Here is a 17,129-nt window from a genome sequence, read left to right on the forward strand (position 1 = left end):
TGCTTACTTTTTTTAGGCGTTTGTAAAAAAAGTGAGTCGCCGTAAGGGCGAAACCCTAAGCAGCCGTTACCGCAGCAACGGATATACACACAAAAACATCAGAAAAACACCCCCACCGCAGCACCGAAAACTCCCCGGAAATTGACTAAAAACCCAAACCCATGTTCTCCTGCCCACCTTGTTACGGGTGCCCTTCACAGGGTGAAACGGGAAACCGGTGAATCATGTGCTTTACTCAAGGCCATGTCAGTCCGGTGCTGCCCCCGCAACGGTAAGCGAGCGAAGCGTCAGATCCACTGTGCCCCGGCATGGGAAGGTGATGCTTGCAGGTCGGCCTCGTGCCAACCCCTCGCAAGCCCGGAGACCGGCCCGCAACACCCAGCGCGCGCAAGCGCCGCTGACCACAAACAAACCCGCGGTGGGCGGGCGCTGTTCGAAATCCCTGCGTGCCCGGCTCGCAGGGATTTTCATGCGCTCTGTTTACCCGCTGACATTTCAGAGGGAAGCGCTATGTCGATCATCAGCAATACCGTCAGCCACACTGACAACATCTCCAGCAGCACCACACTCGGCCAACGCGTCGCCGCCGCCCTCTTCGCCTCGATCCTCGGTGCCAGCCTGGTCTGGTTCGCCGGTTTCTCGCACATCGAAGCGGTGCACAACGCCGCCCACGATACCCGCCACAGCGCCGCGTTCCCGTGCCACTGAGGCCTGCCGAGATGATCAAGCGTATCGCGCAAACCGCAGGCTTCACCGGCTTGCTCGCCGCCCTGCTGCTGACCCTGCTGCAGAGTTTCTGGGTATCGCCACTGATTCTGCAGGCCGAATCCTTCGAGAAATCCGAACCGGTCGCGCAAATTCACGAACACGCCGCCGGCACCGCCGCCCACAGCCACGATGGCGAGGCCTGGGAGCCGGAAGACGGCTGGCAGCGCGTGGTCTCGACCACTGGCGGCAATCTGGTGGTGGCGGTGGGTTTCGCCCTGATGCTCGCCGGCCTGTACACCTTGCGCGCGCCAACCAAAACCTCGCAAGGGCTGCTCTGGGGTCTGGCCGGTTACGCGACGTTCGTTCTCGCGCCGACCTTGGGCCTGCCACCTGAATTGCCGGGCACTGCGGCTGCCGATCTGGCATCGCGGCAGATCTGGTGGATCGGCACTGCCGCATCGACCGCCGTCGGCCTGGCACTGATCGCCTTCAGCCGCCACTGGCTGATGAAGCTTCTCGGTGTGGCGATTCTCGCCGTGCCGCATGTGATCGGCGCGCCGCAACCCCAGGTTCATTCGATGCTTGCCCCAGAGGCACTGGAAACCCAATTCAAAATCGCTTCGCAGCTGACCAACGTCGCGTTCTGGCTGGCCTTGGGCTTGATCAGTGCATGGTTGTTCCGGCGCAAAAGCGCAGGCCGATATCAGGCATGACCGATGACCGCGCAGCGCCGACCTTCGTGGTCGGCCTCGGCTGCCAGCGCGGCTGCCCGGCCAGTACGTTGCGTGCATTACTCGATCAAGCGTTGCAGGCGCACCGCATCGAGCTGCGAGCGGTCAAGGCTTTGGCGAGTATCGACCTCAAGCGCGACGAACCGGGGTTGCTGGAACTGGCCACACAATTGAACCTGCCCCTGCAGTATTTCAACAGTGCCGAACTGGCGCCTTATCAACAGCGCCTCAGTCATCAATCGCAGATCGCCTTTGAGCGCACCGGCTGCTACGGCGTGGCGGAAAGCGCCGCGCTGGCGCTGGCCGAGCAACTGATTCAGGCGCCGGCGAAACTGCTGATCCACCGCCAGAAATATGCGCAGGCCACGCTGGCATTGGCCGGCGCTGCATAAAATCCCGATAATCCCCGCCATTGATCATGAGCACGCTTCATCTGCAGTGGGGCTGCGCCTCTTCACAAGGATTCAACGATGACCGTCTACTTCATCGGCGCCGGCCCCGGCGACCCGGAGCTCATCACCGTCAAAGGCCAACGGCTGATTCGCAGCTGCCCGGTGATCATTTATGCCGGCTCGCTGGTACCTGCCGCGGTGCTGGAAGGTCATCAGGCCGAAACCGTGGTCAACAGCGCTGAACTGCATCTGGAACAGATCATCGATCTGATCAGGACGGCCCATGCCAAAGGCCAGGATGTTGCCCGCGTGCATTCGGGGGATCCAGGTCTGTACGGCGCGATTGGTGAGCAGATCCGCTACTTGCGTGAGCTGAGCATTCCTTTCGAGATCATTCCGGGCGTGACCGCGACGGCGGCATGCGCAGCGCTGCTGGGCGCCGAGCTCACTCTGCCGGACATCTCGCAAAGCGTGATCCTGACCCGTTACGCCGACAAGACCGCGATGCCCGTTGGCGAGGAGCTGGCCAGCCTGGCGCAGCATGGCGCGACCATGGCCATTCATCTGGGGGTCAATCATCTGGAAAAGATTTTGGTTGAATTGCTGCCGCATTACGGCGCGGACTGCCCGATTGCCGTGATTCACCGCGCGACATGGCCGGATCAGGACTGGGTCGTCGGTACACTGGCGGACATTGCCGCAAAGGTCGAGGCCAAAGGGTTTCGGCGTACGGCGCTGATTCTGGTCGGGCGGGTGTTGGGCAGTGAAGTGTTCAGCGAGTCTTCGCTGTATCGCGCCGGGCATGCGCATTTGTACCGACCGTGAGTGGAACGCGGAGCGTCCCGGGCTGCATGCCCACGCGGAGCGTGGGCATGATCAAGCCACAGGCATAAAAAAACGGCGCTCACGGGGCGCCGTTTTTCATGTTCGCAGCGAACGCCTTAGTAGTAGGCGTTTTCTTTCTGCGTGTGGTCAGTCACGTCGCGAACGCCCTTGAGCTCCGGGATGCGCTCGAGCAGCGTGCGCTCGATGCCTTCCTTCAAGGTCACGTCAGCCTGGCCGCAGCCCTGGCAACCGCCACCGAACTGCAACACGGCGATGCCGTCCTCGACCACATCGATCAGGCTGACCTGACCGCCGTGGCTGGCCAGCCCCGGGTTGATCTCGGTTTGCAGGTAGTAGTTGATGCGCTCGTTGACCGGGCTGTCGGCATTGACCATCGGCACCTTGGCATTTGGCGCCTTGATGGTCAGCTGGCCGCCCATACGGTCGGTGGCATAGTCGACAACGGCGTCGTCAAGAAACGCTTCGCTGAAGGAATCGATGTAAGCGGTGAAGCTTTTCAGCCCCAGCGCAGTATCTTCAGGCTTCTCTTCGCCCGGCTTGCAGTAGGCAATGCAGGTTTCGGCGTACTGGGTGCCAGGCTGGGTGATGAAGACACGGATGCCGATGCCCGGGGTGTTCTGCTTGGAGAGCAGATCGGCCAGGTAATCATGGGCGGCGTCGGTAATGGTAATAGCGGTCATAAAAACTCCTCGCAGGCTTGGGCGCAGTTTACGCCAATCGGCGCGGCTGACAAAGTCCTAGTATTTTTGTCGGGAAAGAATCCCGGCATATGCCTGCGAATGCTCAAAGGTTCTCGTACCGGTTCATATCCAGCACACCCTCTTCCACCGGATCGGTTTCGTGTATGTACTGGCTCAGATCGTGGAAATACAGCCAGAACTGCGGATGACTGCGACGAATGCCCCAGCGTTCGACGATCTTGTCGAACCGATTGGCATCCTTGGCATTCTCCATCGCATCGACGAACGCCGGCACCTGCTCGGCCGGTACGTTGAACATGAAGTTCGGGTAACTGGTGAGTACGCCCGGATAGATCGTCAATGTGTCGAGGCCCGGTTGATAGCGCAGCGACTCACCGAGCAAAAACGCCACGTTGCTGTGCGCGCGGTTGCGCAGCACGCTGTAGACCTCGCGCTTGCCGCTGGCGGTTTCGACGCGCAGCAAGGTCGCTTCGGGCAACTGGTCGATGACTTTCAACCCTGCGGCCGGTCGCGAGGCCAGACGGCTCAGGGCCTGCTCGGCGTTCTGCAACGCCGGATCGATATTCGGTCGCGAGCAATAAGCGCCGTCGCAGCGATTGATCGGGTCCGGCCGCGCGTTCAGATCACCGTAGCGCGCCAGCAACTGCATGGCGAAATCGTGTTTCGGGTCTTTTTCGTCGAGTTTGAGCGCGGTCGGTTTGTCGTCATCGATGGCCTCGTAATCGAGCCACATCTTGAACTGGCCGCCGTCCTGGTACCAATCGTTGAGGTAATCCTCGCGCGAGTCAGCGGGCATCAGGCGCAGGAAGTTCTGCTCGGCGCCGTTACGGATCAGGTCGAAATACAGACGGGTCTGCGCCTGATGGGAGACGTTGCCGAACACGTCGAAGTTGACCGCGAGCTGATAGTAGGTGCGCTCGAGCAGTGGATAGTCGAACAGCCACATGGTCTGCGGCACCTCACCGATAAGCCCCTTGGTCACCGAAGCGCTGTCGAAGTGGCGGAAAATGCTCAGCAAGGCGTTGTCGTTGCCGGCCCACAGCGTCGACCAGCTCGGCGCCGGCAGATCGGCGTAGCTGTCACGGCGCAGTGCCTCGTATTCGTTGCGCTTGTCGCGATAGTTGCGCCACAGGCTGAGCACGCTGCCGACATCGTCGTTCTGCCCCGGCATCGCCAGCAGCGGTGTGGCCTGGCCGCGGTAGTTCGGGTCGGTGATGTAGAGATCATGTTCCGGCGCCTGGAACAGCGCCCAGAAGTTGTCGCGGATCACGTCGGTCGCGATCTGCCCACGGCACACCGGCCCACGAATGAAGGTGCGGACGAAGTATTCAGCGTTATCGAGCATGAACTGATAGCGCGCCTGCGCCGGAATCGCCTCGAAAGTGGCAAACGGATTGGCACGGCTCTGCGGGCCGTAACCCGGCAGCGCATTGACCTGCCAATTGCCGTTGTAGAACAGGCTCTTGATCCGGGCCATTTTCGCCGCGCTCAGCGGATAAGTGATGTGCGTCTTGTGCACGATCACCCCCTGCACCGGCCACAAGCGGTAATACACCTGGGTGCCCGGGTCGTCGTTGGGGCGGCGCGTGGCGATCAGGTCGATCGGCTGGCCGCTCGGCGTACGCGAACGTACCCACTGGAAATAATGCCCCGGCTCGCCGTCCTTGAAATAGATGTGCGCCAGATACCAGTGCTCGAACAGCCAGCGCCCGACCAGACTTTGCCGAGCACCGGGAGCATTAAGCAGGTTTTCCCACTGCAGGATCTGCATGGCCTCTTTGGCACTCGGCGCCAGGCTCTGTTCGTCAATCGGCGCGCCAGACGCCAGCCAGCGCTGCAAGGTCTGGTATTGCTGGTCGGTCAGGCCAGTGACCGCCAGCGGCATGCCCTCCTTCGGGTGCGCGCCGGCATATCCGTCGAACTCCGCAGGCATTGCGCACAGATTGTTGCGATTAAGCCCCAGGACAATGTCTTCGGGCAACTTGGCATTCGGCGTCAGCGGCGTCTTGTGGCCGAGTTCAAGCATGCGTGCCATCAGCGCGGCCTGACTGCCTTGGGCGTCGAGCACCGAATAGAAGTCTTTCTGCTGCCAGGCGCGCTTGCCGAAGGCGTCGTAAAACAGGCGCGTGGTCGGTGCTGCCTGAGTGCGTTCGCCGTCGTACACGGGCATCTTGCTCGCGCCACGAGCAGCGCCTTCGCCACTGCCCAGATTGAGCTGACAGGCCGAGTCATAGCAGGCATGGCAGGCAACGCACTTCTCGGTGAAGATCGGTTGGATATCTCGGCTGTAGGAGATGGAAGAAGAAATGGCAGGATCTTGCGCCGCAACGCTCCCGCTCAGGACCAGCAACCATAAACTGATGAAGCGGTGCGGCATGTTGCTGATCTCGATGATAAAAAAGGCTGCGATTCTACCGTTATGACGCTCGTACCAACATGAGCGATATTCATGCAAAAGCTGCACATGCTCCAAAAGCGCACAGGTTTGCTATGATCCCGCTCCTTCGTAATGGTCTTTTCGAGTAGTCCACATGTCCGATCGCAGCGTCCGCCTTCAAGCTCTCAAGCAAGCCCTCAAAGAGCGCATCCTGATTCTCGACGGCGGGATGGGCACGATGATCCAGAGCTACAAGCTCGAAGAACAGGATTATCGCGGCAAGCGCTTCGCGGACTGGCCGAGTGACGTCAAGGGCAACAACGACCTGCTGGTGATCACCCGTCCGGACGTGATCGGCGGTATCGAAAAAGCCTATCTGGACGCCGGCGCCGACATTCTCGAAACCAACACCTTCAACGCCACGCGCATTTCCATGGCCGATTACGGCATGGAAGAGCTGGCTTACGAGTTAAACGTAGAAGGCGCACGTCTGGCGCGCAAGATTGCCGACGCCAAGACCGCCGAAAACCCGGCCAAGCCGCGCTTCGTTGCCGGCGTGCTCGGCCCGACCAGCCGTACCTGCTCGCTGTCGCCCGACGTCAACAACCCCGGCTACCGCAACGTGACCTTCGATGAGCTGGTGGAAAACTACACCGAAGCCACCAAAGGCCTGATCGAGGGCGGCGCCGACCTGATCCTGATCGAAACCATTTTCGACACGCTCAACGCCAAAGCGGCGATTTTCGCCGTGCAGGGCGTGTTCGAAGAACTGCATCTCGAACTGCCGATCATGATTTCCGGGACCATCACCGACGCCTCCGGTCGAACCCTGTCGGGCCAGACTACCGAAGCGTTCTGGAACTCGGTGGCTCACGCCAAGCCGATTTCCGTGGGCTTGAACTGTGCCCTCGGCGCCAGCGAACTGCGCCCGTACCTGGAAGAGCTGTCGAACAAGGCCAGCACCCACGTATCCGCGCACCCGAACGCCGGCCTGCCGAATGAATTCGGCGAGTACGACGAACTGCCGTCGCAAACCGCCAAAGTCATCGAAGAATTCGCTCAGAGCGGTTTTCTCAACATCGTCGGCGGTTGCTGCGGCACCACGCCGGGCCACATCGAAGCCATCGCCAAAGCCGTGGCCGGTTATGCGCCGCGGCAGATTCCAGACATCCCCAAGGCTTGCCGCCTGTCGGGTCTGGAGCCGTTCACCATCGATCGCAGCTCGCTGTTCGTCAACGTCGGCGAGCGCACCAACATCACCGGTTCGGCAAAATTCGCCCGCCTGATCCGTGAAGACAACTACACCGAAGCCCTCGAAGTCGCTCTGCAGCAGGTCGAGGCCGGCGCGCAGATCATCGACATCAACATGGACGAGGGCATGCTCGATTCGAAGAAGGCCATGGTCACCTTCCTCAATCTGATCGCCGGCGAACCGGATATCTCGCGCGTGCCGATCATGATCGACTCGTCGAAATGGGAAGTCATCGAAGCCGGCCTCAAGTGCATCCAGGGCAAGGGCATCGTCAACTCGATCAGCATGAAAGAAGGCGTCGAGCAGTTCATCCATCACGCCAAGCTGTGCAAGCGCTACGGCGCTGCGGTGGTGGTGATGGCCTTCGACGAAGCCGGTCAGGCCGACACCGAAGCGCGCAAGAAAGAGATCTGCAAACGCTCCTACGACATTCTGGTCAATGAAGTCGGCTTCCCGCCGGAAGACATCATCTTCGACCCGAACATCTTCGCCGTCGCCACCGGCATCGAAGAGCACAACAACTACGCCGTCGACTTCATCAATGCCTGCGCCTACATCCGCGATGAGCTGCCGTACGCGCTGAGCTCCGGCGGCGTGTCCAACGTGTCGTTCTCGTTCCGTGGCAACAACCCGGTGCGTGAGGCGATTCACTCGGTGTTCCTGCTCTACGCGATCCGCGCCGGGCTGACCATGGGCATCGTCAACGCCGGTCAACTGGAGATCTATGATCAGATCCCGGTCGAGCTGCGCGACGCGGTCGAAGACGTGATCCTCAACCGCACTCCGGACGGCACCGACGCCCTCCTCGCCATCGCCGACAAGTACAAGGGCGACGGTAGCGTCAAGGAAGCCGAGACCGAAGAATGGCGCAACTGGGACGTCAACAAACGTCTGGAACACGCGCTGGTCAAGGGCATCACCACGCACATCGTTGAAGACACCGAAGAATCCCGCCAGTCGTTTGCGCGGCCGATCGAAGTGATCGAAGGCCCGTTGATGTCCGGCATGAACATCGTCGGCGACCTGTTCGGCGCCGGCAAAATGTTCCTCCCGCAAGTGGTGAAATCCGCCCGCGTGATGAAGCAGGCCGTGGCGCACTTGATTCCGTTCATCGAACTGGAGAAAGGCGACAAGCCGGAAGCCAAGGGCAAGATCCTCATGGCTACGGTCAAGGGCGACGTGCACGACATCGGCAAGAACATCGTCGGCGTGGTGCTCGGTTGCAACGGCTATGACATTGTCGACCTCGGCGTAATGGTCCCGGCCGAGAAAATCCTGCAGGTCGCCAAAGAAGAAAAGTGCGACATCATCGGCCTCTCCGGCCTGATCACGCCGTCGCTGGACGAGATGGTTCACGTTGCCCGTGAAATGCAGCGTCAGGATTTCCACCTGCCACTGATGATCGGTGGCGCGACCACGTCGAAAGCGCACACCGCGGTGAAGATCGAGCCGAAGTACAGCAACGATGCCGTGGTCTACGTGACCGACGCCTCGCGCGCCGTCGGCGTGGCGACACAGTTGTTGTCCAAGGAACTCAAGGCCGGTTTCGTCGAGAAGACCCGCCTGGAATACATCGACGTGCGCGAGCGTACGTCCAATCGCAGCGCCCGTACCGAACGCCTGAGCTACGCCGCCGCGATCGCGAAGAAGCCGCAATTCGACTGGGCCAATTATCAGCCAGTGAAACCGACCTTCACCGGCAGCAAGGTGCTCGACAACATCGATTTGAAGGTACTGGCCGAGTACATCGATTGGACACCGTTCTTCATTTCCTGGGACCTGGCCGGCAAGTTCCCGCGCATCCTCGAAGACGAAGTGGTCGGTGAAGCCGCCACTGCGCTGTACAAGGACGCGCAGGAAATGCTCGCCAAGCTCATCGACGAAAAACTGATCAGCGCCCGTGCGGTGTTCGGTTTCTGGCCGGCCAATCAGGTCAACGAAGACGACATCGAGCTGTACGACGACAACGGCAAGCCGCTGGCCAAGCTGCATCACCTGCGTCAGCAGATCATCAAGACCGACGGCAAGCCGAACTTCTGCCTCGCCGACTTCGTGGCGCCGAAGGACAGCGAAGTCACCGACTATGTCGGCGGCTTTATCACCACCGCTGGCATCGGTGCCGAAGAAGTGGCCAAGGCCTATCAGGACGCGGGCGACGACTACAACTCGATCATGGTCAAGGCCCTCGCCGACCGCTTGGCCGAAGCCTGCGCCGAATGGCTGCACCAGCAAGTGCGTAAAGAACACTGGGGTTACGCCAAGGACGAGACCCTGGATAACGATGCGCTGATCAAAGAGCAGTACCGTGGCATCCGCCCTGCTCCCGGCTACCCGGCCTGCCCGGATCACACCGAGAAAGCCGCGCTGTTCACCCTGCTCGATCCAGAGGCTGCCGAAATGCGCGCCGGGCGCAGTGGCGTGTTCCTCACCGAACACTACGCAATGTTCCCCGCCGCAGCGGTCAGCGGCTGGTACTTCGCCCATCCGCAGGCGCAGTACTTTGCCGTGGGCAAGATCGACAAGGATCAAGTGCAGAGCTACACCGCGCGCAAAGGCCAGGACCTGAGCGTGACCGAGCGTTGGCTGGCGCCAAATCTGGGTTACGACAGCTGATCGGGCCGCGGACCTGGGAGCGCGCTGCTCCCAGGTCTGCTCGATCAGTCAGTCACGGCGCCACGAAGGCCCGGGTTTCGGTGAAGACGGGGCCGATGGCGACGCTCCCGCATCCTGCGACGCCAGGCTCTCCAGTTCTGTGCGAGTCAAAGCCTTGAGTTTCTCGATGCGCGCGTCCGCCAGTTCGATTTCAAGCACCCTCATCGCATCCAGATAATCGCTGTTTTCTCTGTCCGGGTAGGCATCCTCGACCGCTTCGTGCCGCCTGGTAGCGTCGCGTTCAAGTGCCTCGAACGCCTCGGCGTGGCGATCCTGCAGATAGCGGATCCAGTAGTCCCGCGCAATCAGATCCTCCAGAAACATGGGTGATGCCTCGTCCGCGAGAACCGAGGCACGCGCATTGAGCAATCGTCGCCCGCGAATCGGTGAGGCGTACAACATGTGTTCGGGTTGCGCCGGCAACTCCAGGTCGTCCGGCCAGCCGCGTGTCATGGCGATGCGGTATTGCAGGCGGACTTCCGCGCGATCCTTGTTCCTGGCGGCGGCTTCGGCCAGTCGATCCACCCTTTCCAGGCGAAACAGCCGTCGAGTCAGATCGAGCAGCGCTCTGCCGCGTTGCAGCTGACGATGCCGCGGAATGTCGCGCAGAGCGTTGTATTCGTAGACGCGGGTCTCCAGTTCGCTGAACGACAGGATCCGGCCATCGGGGCACGTGCCGTGGGTTTCGGCGTTGAAAAACAACAGCTCGCGCAGTTCAGCGTTTTCCGTGGCAGCCTGGATCACTTGCCAGACCCGGTGGGTCAGATCGGCACCGGCAAACCTGAATTCCAGGGTGTCGGGCAAGGTCGAGAGCAAATGAAAGAACGCCTCATGGTTGGCCTGTCGAGCCAATTGCAGCCATAGTGCTTGCCGCGCTGCACGCGCATCTGCATGGGTGTAGGTCATCCATATATCCATCGCCGGCGCCGCCACGTCCTGCGCCGGATTGGCAATCACCTCCGCAGCCTCCACACCGGCATGCATATCCACGGGCCTGCTACTGCTACCGCTACCGCCACCGCCTCCGCCTCCGCCACGCGGATCATCACCATCGTCGCTATCGGAGTCGGGGTCCGAACCCCGATCCGAATCCGATTCGGATCCGCTATCGCTTTCCGAGTCGCTCATACGCTCGGCGATCAAGCGCTGCAAGGACTCCGGCGTGTAGCCCAGCACCTCACTGCCGCCATGCGCGACGCTGTAGTCCCTGATCTGCTCCAATGCGTTAAGCGACAGCGAGTTCTCCGACAGATCGGTGCCTGCCACGAGCGCCTCATGATTGCCGCCCAACAGCCGGTCCGGGAAAACCATGATGTTGTTGCCCGACAGGTCCAGCCTTTGCAGATGCGCCAGTTCAAGCACGCCTTCAGGCCAGAAATCCAGGCCGTTCTGGCCGAGGTTGAGGGTTTGCAGACTGCTGTAGGTTGCGGCGTTGAATTCTTCCAGCTGATTGTGACTGAGGTCGAGCCAGCGCAGCCGCGCCCCGCTCGCGTGCTGATACACCGATTGCGCCACGGCCAGGCGATTGCCGCTCAATTCCAGCCGTTCGAGCCGGCTCAGACTGCCGACAGCTTCCGGCAGGCGTGCCAGGCCCGTGCCATTGAGCATCAGCGTGGTCAACTCAGGAAACGCCGGGCAGAAGAGGTTGAAACTCTCGACGGAAAACTTTGCCCCGGTCAGGTCCAGCGTCCGCACATGGGAAAACACGTTCGACAGCGCAGGCAAATCACCCAAGCCGCCCGCTGACAGGCTCAGCGTCCGTCCGGCGGATTCGGTATGGCCGGTGAGCCCGTCCCGCCAGCAAGCGCGGATCCTGGAGGCATCAAAGAATCTTGTTGACGACGCCCCTTCACCAGTCCCTTGCGCCGGGTTGAAGATCCAGCCGTTCAACTCACGCGTCAACGCCTCGTTACTTGCTCGCCACTGATTCAGTCTGCCGACGATCTGCTCAGGGGACAGGCCTTCAGTGCGTAAACGCTCAACGCTGGCCTGGGCCTTTTCAAGCGACAGTGACGGAAAGATTTCCAGCACTGCGCGATGCATGTCGGTGCCTTGCTGAATGACCGAGGCAGATGGCAGTGGCAAGAGATGAGCGGCGCGATTGAGTGCCGTGTCAGGCGTGGCACCGCTGGAACCGCTGGAACCGGCGGGTAACGACGGCGCTTGCGATTCAAACCGTTGCAGCGCCCCTTCGGGCAAACCCAAGGTCATTTCTATACGTCGCTGCGCCGCCTTTAGGCTCGCTTCGCCGCCGACACTGAAGCGGTTGTTCAGCAGCCGGGTCTTGAGCAGCACAGCGTTGTCGGCAAGCACGTGATCGGGGAGCGAACCGATGGTGTTATGCCGCAAATCCATTGCTTGCAAATGTGCCAGGTTCTCCGCCCCCTTCGGCCACTCATTGAGCCCGTTTGAGCTGAGGTTCAGCGTCCTGAGGCCGGTCAGGCGAGAAACGTCCAGTGTGTCCAGCCGATTGAGGCGGGCATTGAGATGTTCGAGATTGCTCAGCGCGTCGAATTGACCTTGCACCTCAGGGGTCACGGCGATTCGGTTGAAAGACAGGTCCAGCTGTGTGAGCCGGGGCAAATCGGCTGGCCGCACCGGCACTTCGGTCAATCCGCAGGCGGTGACCTCCAGGCTTGTGGCGCCACTGAACGCCTGGAGAAAGCCGCGGATCTGTTCGACCGGCACAGTCAAGCGGTCCAGCCGAACCCGCTGTACATGAGCAAACGTACCGGCCGGCAATTGCGGCAGCTCACTCACCGACTCCGCGCCCAGCGCCCAGGCGGTGTCAACCAGTTCAAACATGCTGGCGTCGTCCAGATCGCTGGCGGATATCCAGTCCTCAGCATTGAAGGGACGAACGTCATCGTTCAAGCGATAACGCCGGCGTATGGCCGCGCGCCAGTTTTTTTCCAGTGCACGAACCACCCGGGCATTGGGCGGCGCTTGCCAGCGCGCTGCCGGCGACGCCGTACGCAACTCTGCGGATGCGCTGGCCTCGTAGAACTGGCGGAAAATTGCGCTGTGCTCCACGCGCAGAATCTCCACGGCTCCAAGCCGGGTCTCCGGTGTGTTCCACAGACTCATGATGCGCTGAGGTAACGGGTTGAGACGGCCGGCCTCACCCGTCAGAAACTGCAGTTCCCCGGCGCAGTAGCGGCGGACCATCAAGTCCAGATCAACCAGATGCCCCCATTCCCCCATGTAGTTTTTCACATAGTCGTAAGCCGGTTTGAACGCTGCGTGGGAGAACCTCGACCAGTCCAGGGACAAACCGGCCCAGAGTCTCTCGTGCCCGACATAGAGGGTCTGTGGAAGGGATGCGATGGCGGTCTGCGTCAGATCCAGACGCTCCAGTTCAGGCAGTTGTTCCACATAAGCCGGCCACTGCGTCAGGCCCGGCGCTTCAATCTTGAGTTTCTTCAGTCGTTCAAGGGGAGCCAGGTCCAGCTCGGGCGGGCTGCCTGCGCCGCCGGGAAAATCGAGATGAAGCTCCTCAACCGCGGTCAGGCTACGCAATCTTGTCGACAGATCGGCAGCCATCACCCGCGCTGGCGTTCGGAACTTGAGCCTTTTCAATGCGGACATGCGAGTCACGCTCAGGGGCAAGGTCGTCAGTGACTGCTCGTGCTCCATGTAGGTGCCGAACAGACTGCCCCGCTCCCCCAGCGACAACTTTTCGATATTGGCAAATCGCGCCAGGAAGGCATCGGCATTGGCGTCGGTCAAACCTCCGCCGCCAATCGACAGTTCACGCACGTGAGCAAAGTCGACGGTCATCTCTGGCAGAGGATCGTAGGTGAGAATCGACAGTTGATCGGCACCCGCGACCCCAGTGGACAAAGCGTTGCGCCAGCAGGTTTTCAGCGCTTGCGCGGTGCGAAACTTGTAATTTGTTCCGGAGCGTTCCCAGGGCGCCGCCGTCGCTGTCCCCGCCCATTCATCCAGCGTCGCATTGAGCTGTTCCCACTCACGCCGACGTGATTGCAACAGCTCGAAAATGGCCCGGTCGTTTTTTCCTGTCCGATATTGGTCAAGGAGAAAGCCACGAGCCTGTTCGTCGCTCAATTGCGGGTAGATATCCTGCACGTGAGCCAGCAGGTTCGGTGCCAATCCCGCGCCGCGTCCACTGGCGGGATAACCGATCAAGGTAGCGTTCACCCGCACCGGGGGCTTTATCCACTTGACCTGAGGCGCCAGCAACGCGGGTGCATCAGCCTGGTGCTGGTCGGCGTGATCGATGATCTTTGCTTGCAACTCTGCGGACTGCCCGACCTCAGGGACACCGAGGCTGCGGCGCGCATCATCAGGCAGGGCATGCATGATCGACGAGTAAAAATTGTCGCCGTTGCGAGGCAGGCTGTTGAGTGCCTCACCGCGCTCGTTGTATGCCTGAAACTGAACGCCTGTTTTTATCAGGTATTTTTTCTCGCCGGCGGCTTCACTGCCGATGCTGTCGAGCAGCATGCCGGCGTCGTGGCCTTCGCGTACTTCAATGCGAAGGTTGTCGGGCCAACCCGCCAATTGCTCCAGCGTGTGCAACGCCAGGCGCCGGCTGTCCGCAGCGGCGACGTTTTCGCTGCGCAGACCGGCATATGCCGCTACCTGTCGACTTTGCCGCGCGTACCAGCGGGCCTCCTCCAACAGGCGCAGCGGTACTCGTTGCCCTGAGCCGAGTCGCTGAAGATCATCGGGCCGACCATGCGCCAGCACCGTTTGCGCCGCCGGTTTACTGAGCCCCGGGCAGGCCTTCTGCAAGCGCGCAACCTGCGGATCGACGGGGTCGGTGCCCGAATGAATGCTGTCGTAGATCGCCGGCTGGCGGGTGTTGGCGTAGTCGGCGATCTGCTTGCCAAATTCTGCCGGTCGGCCATCGCGCACGCGTGCCCCCTGCTCGCCGAGGAGCCGAGTGATTTCTGACTCGTCCAGCCCTGCGAGAATACGTGCTGGCAGTTCACCGCTGAAGATATCGGCCCGCGATATCTGAATGGGTAGCTTGACGCCGACATCGCGAAACCGCCGCGCGGAGCCATACCTGACGAACTTGCCGGACAATTGCTCGCCGTCGAAGACTTCCAGCACCCGGTTCTCCGGCCAGCGCGGCATTTCGGTGATCAGCGGCAACGCGTAGAGGTACAGTTCATCGATCGGTTTTGTCCCGCGCAACTGCTCGACAACCAGTGCCGCGTTGCCATCTGCTTGCATCATGCGCATGGCTTGGGTCAGTTCCGGTGGTGGCAGCGAAGAATCAATGTGCATCTTGCGCAGCGCGGCTTCACTGACACCGCTGATATCGGCAGCCTTGATCAGCTGTGCATCGGAAAACGCTTCGGTTGCATGGCCGATGCGCCGCAACAGGGTCAGACGATCCCAATCCTGCGGACGTTCCAAAGTATGGCGCCAGGCACCGCTTCCATTGCTGTGGAGCACCGGCTGCCAGGCGTTGATGTCGGTCGGATGGCTGATCCGCCATTTGCCGATCGATTCATCGAAAAACTGCTCATAGACCTTGCCGCTCTGGCGAATATAGGTTTTACCCTCAAGCACGTGCTGGCCGGCACTGTTTGGCCCGGGACTGACAGGCAGTGCAACAGTCGACTCGTAAGCGCTCAGGTCGGGTTTCCACAGCCGGGTTTCGCCGTTGGGCAACTTCACCGGATGCAGACTTTCAATGACCGGCACGGCTTTGGCGCTTGAGATTTTCCTTACTGCGGCGCCCACACCGGCCATCAGCGCAATCTGCGCAAGGTTTTCCGCCACATCGATCAAATGATCCTTGGCCGCCCGCCGATCGCCCTCGGCCCATTCGATTGCGCCCTCAAGCGTTTCATAGAGCAGTTGCCCGGCCATCACCACCATCATCACTTCGCCCAACACAGGCACGAACATCGAGACCATGTTCAGACCGAGCATGCCGAGTTGCATCAGATGCGCCAGTTTGGCGTCCCTTGCTCGCGCGTCTACCTCGGCAGTCGGTACCGCATGGCTTCGGGCATCATCGATCAGCTTGGTGCGGTTCTGGCTATAGAGGTATTGCCACAGATCCTCGTTGGGAGCCCAAAGTCCCTGCCCCTTGCGTCCCAGGGTGGACGGTGCGATGTAAGGGTCCGCCACTGGCTCCCATTTGACCTGGCGTTCGGGCGGTACCTGCTGAATGCGGGTGAACGCCGAGCCGGCGGTGAAGCCTTGCAGCACCGACAGCCATGGCGAGCGCAGCAGATCCCAGCCATCGCCGGGTGAGTCAGCCGCCTTCTGCCTGAACTGGCTGAAATACTCGGGACGCTGGTCATAAGGCAGGAACTGGCTGAGAAAGCGCTGGTAGGCGGTGGGCTCCGCGCCCGTCTGTTGCGGAGCGTCGCGTGCAGTGAGCAAGCGTTTGAGCTCGTCGCGCATCTGCTGGAACGTGTAGCGCTTGAGCGGATGTTCAGGATCGTGCGGGATGTAAAGAATCAGTTCGTCGGTATAGCGGTATTTCTCGCAGATGACGAACGCGACGCAGCCGGTGAGTCTTTTTTTCATCAACCCCAGGTCCTTGAACCAGACCTGTTTTTTCCCCATCCAGGGATGCATCTCGCCGTCAATCACCGAGACGATCATCGCGTGATCCGCCGCCTCGATATCCTTTTGCAACAGCGCCTGCTCGGCCGCAGCGCGCAGCGTCGCCTTCTGCGCGGCAATGAAGCGTTCGGCAAGCACTGCCTCTGCCACCGCTTCCTCAGGATGAAAGAATCCTTGCAGGTAAGTCTGGTATTGCTGGCCGACATCCAGATCGCGGCAAAGGTGCAGAAACTGGCTGACCGAAATACCGATGCTCACATGGTCGAACGTCTGCGCCGTGGACCCTGCCACCACAAAACCTGAGCTCGAATGGTAGGTCCCTTCGCATTCGCCAGCTTCGAAGTTGTGCAGTGCGGCTTCCAGCAGCGTTATCTTGAGCACCTCGAATGAGGCCAGTTCGATTTGCTGGATACCCATCTCCACCGGGCGGCGCAGACACAGCAGCGTTTTGTCGACATCGATATCCAGCGAGTGTTTGACTTTCAGCGCTTTGATGACTAATGGCCGGGCAAACGTCTCGACGTCCTGAAGTTTCGCCATGCGCTTGTCGAGACTGTTCTGGGCGATGACACTGGCCTTGAACGTATCGTCAACGATTTTGCGCTGGGCCGGCGTCGCATCCTGATACCAGGCCGGCAATGCTGTCGCAACCGCCTTGAAGGCTTCGCGCCGTTGCGGCGAAGCGTCGGTCAACCATTGCGGGATCGAAGCTTCGAGAAACTCGCCGTGCAGGCTTTGCGTTGCAACGAGCTTTACTGACCGACTGGCGTCTGCCGGCTGATCGGTCGACGCAGGCTGCGTCGACATGGGTTTTGAGGAAATAGCGATCATGGTCACTCCTTGTTGATGGAGCGCTCAGCAAACCATGTCGCGTTATCGCTTCTGCGTTATCCGGGTATTGCGCAACCAGCA

At 60.8% G+C, this 17,129-nt stretch carries 8 protein-coding genes and 1 riboswitch; of the genes, 5 read left to right on the plus strand and 3 right to left on the minus strand.

What is annotated here, in order from left to right; translation table 11 throughout:
* The first annotated feature begins 168 nt into the window (after positions 1–168).
* Positions 169–388, plus strand: a riboswitch (cobalamin riboswitch).
* Positions 389–510: 122 nt separating this feature from the next.
* The 4 genes from D8U82_RS04175 to cobM all read left to right on the plus strand — a co-directional run bounded on the left by D8U82_RS04175 (position 511) and on the right by cobM (position 2,656).
* On the plus strand, positions 511–708 hold the full coding sequence (locus D8U82_RS04175; RefSeq protein WP_130901707.1) for a CbtB domain-containing protein: 198 nt from the start codon (positions 511–513) through the stop codon (positions 706–708).
* A gap of 11 nt (positions 709–719) precedes the next feature.
* Positions 720–1,421, plus strand: coding sequence for a CbtA family protein (locus D8U82_RS04180; RefSeq protein WP_130901708.1), 702 nt, complete (start codon positions 720–722; stop codon positions 1,419–1,421).
* Entirely contained in the window at positions 1,418–1,831 is a 414-nt protein-coding gene (locus D8U82_RS04185; protein WP_071172073.1) for a cobalamin biosynthesis protein, read from the plus strand. The genes D8U82_RS04180 and D8U82_RS04185 overlap by 4 nt, the downstream gene beginning before the upstream one ends.
* Positions 1,832–1,909: 78 nt before the next feature.
* The gene (gene cobM, locus D8U82_RS04190) at positions 1,910–2,656 is read left to right on the plus strand and encodes a precorrin-4 C(11)-methyltransferase (RefSeq protein ID WP_016774483.1); all 747 of its coding nucleotides are present in this window, start codon (positions 1,910–1,912) and stop codon (positions 2,654–2,656) included.
* Positions 2,657–2,772: 116 nt separating this feature from the next.
* Here cobM and nfuA read toward each other — a convergent pair whose 3' ends face one another.
* Positions 2,773–3,357, minus strand: a complete 585-nt coding sequence (gene nfuA / locus D8U82_RS04195) for a Fe-S biogenesis protein NfuA (protein ID WP_003225494.1) — start codon at positions 3,355–3,357, stop codon at positions 2,773–2,775.
* A 103-nt stretch (positions 3,358–3,460) separates the two neighbouring features.
* A complete protein-coding gene (locus D8U82_RS04200) occupies positions 3,461–5,755 on the minus strand; it encodes a fatty acid cis/trans isomerase (RefSeq protein WP_130901709.1) in 2,295 nt (764 codons plus the stop codon).
* Between the two features lie 154 nt (positions 5,756–5,909).
* Between D8U82_RS04200 and metH the strand changes: the two genes are divergently transcribed.
* On the plus strand, positions 5,910–9,620 hold the full coding sequence (gene metH, locus D8U82_RS04205; RefSeq protein WP_122707977.1) for a methionine synthase: 3,711 nt from the start codon (positions 5,910–5,912) through the stop codon (positions 9,618–9,620).
* Positions 9,621–9,668: 48 nt separating this feature from the next.
* Here metH and D8U82_RS04210 read toward each other — a convergent pair whose 3' ends face one another.
* On the minus strand, positions 9,669–17,048 hold the full coding sequence (locus tag D8U82_RS04210) for a DUF6543 domain-containing protein (RefSeq protein WP_241668041.1): 7,380 nt from the start codon (positions 17,046–17,048) through the stop codon (positions 9,669–9,671).
* Positions 17,049–17,129: the final 81 nt, after the last annotated feature.

The sequence above is a fragment of the Pseudomonas sp. Sample_23 genome, assembly GCF_004307595.1.
Taxonomy (GTDB): domain Bacteria; phylum Pseudomonadota; class Gammaproteobacteria; order Pseudomonadales; family Pseudomonadaceae; genus Aquipseudomonas; species Aquipseudomonas atacamensis.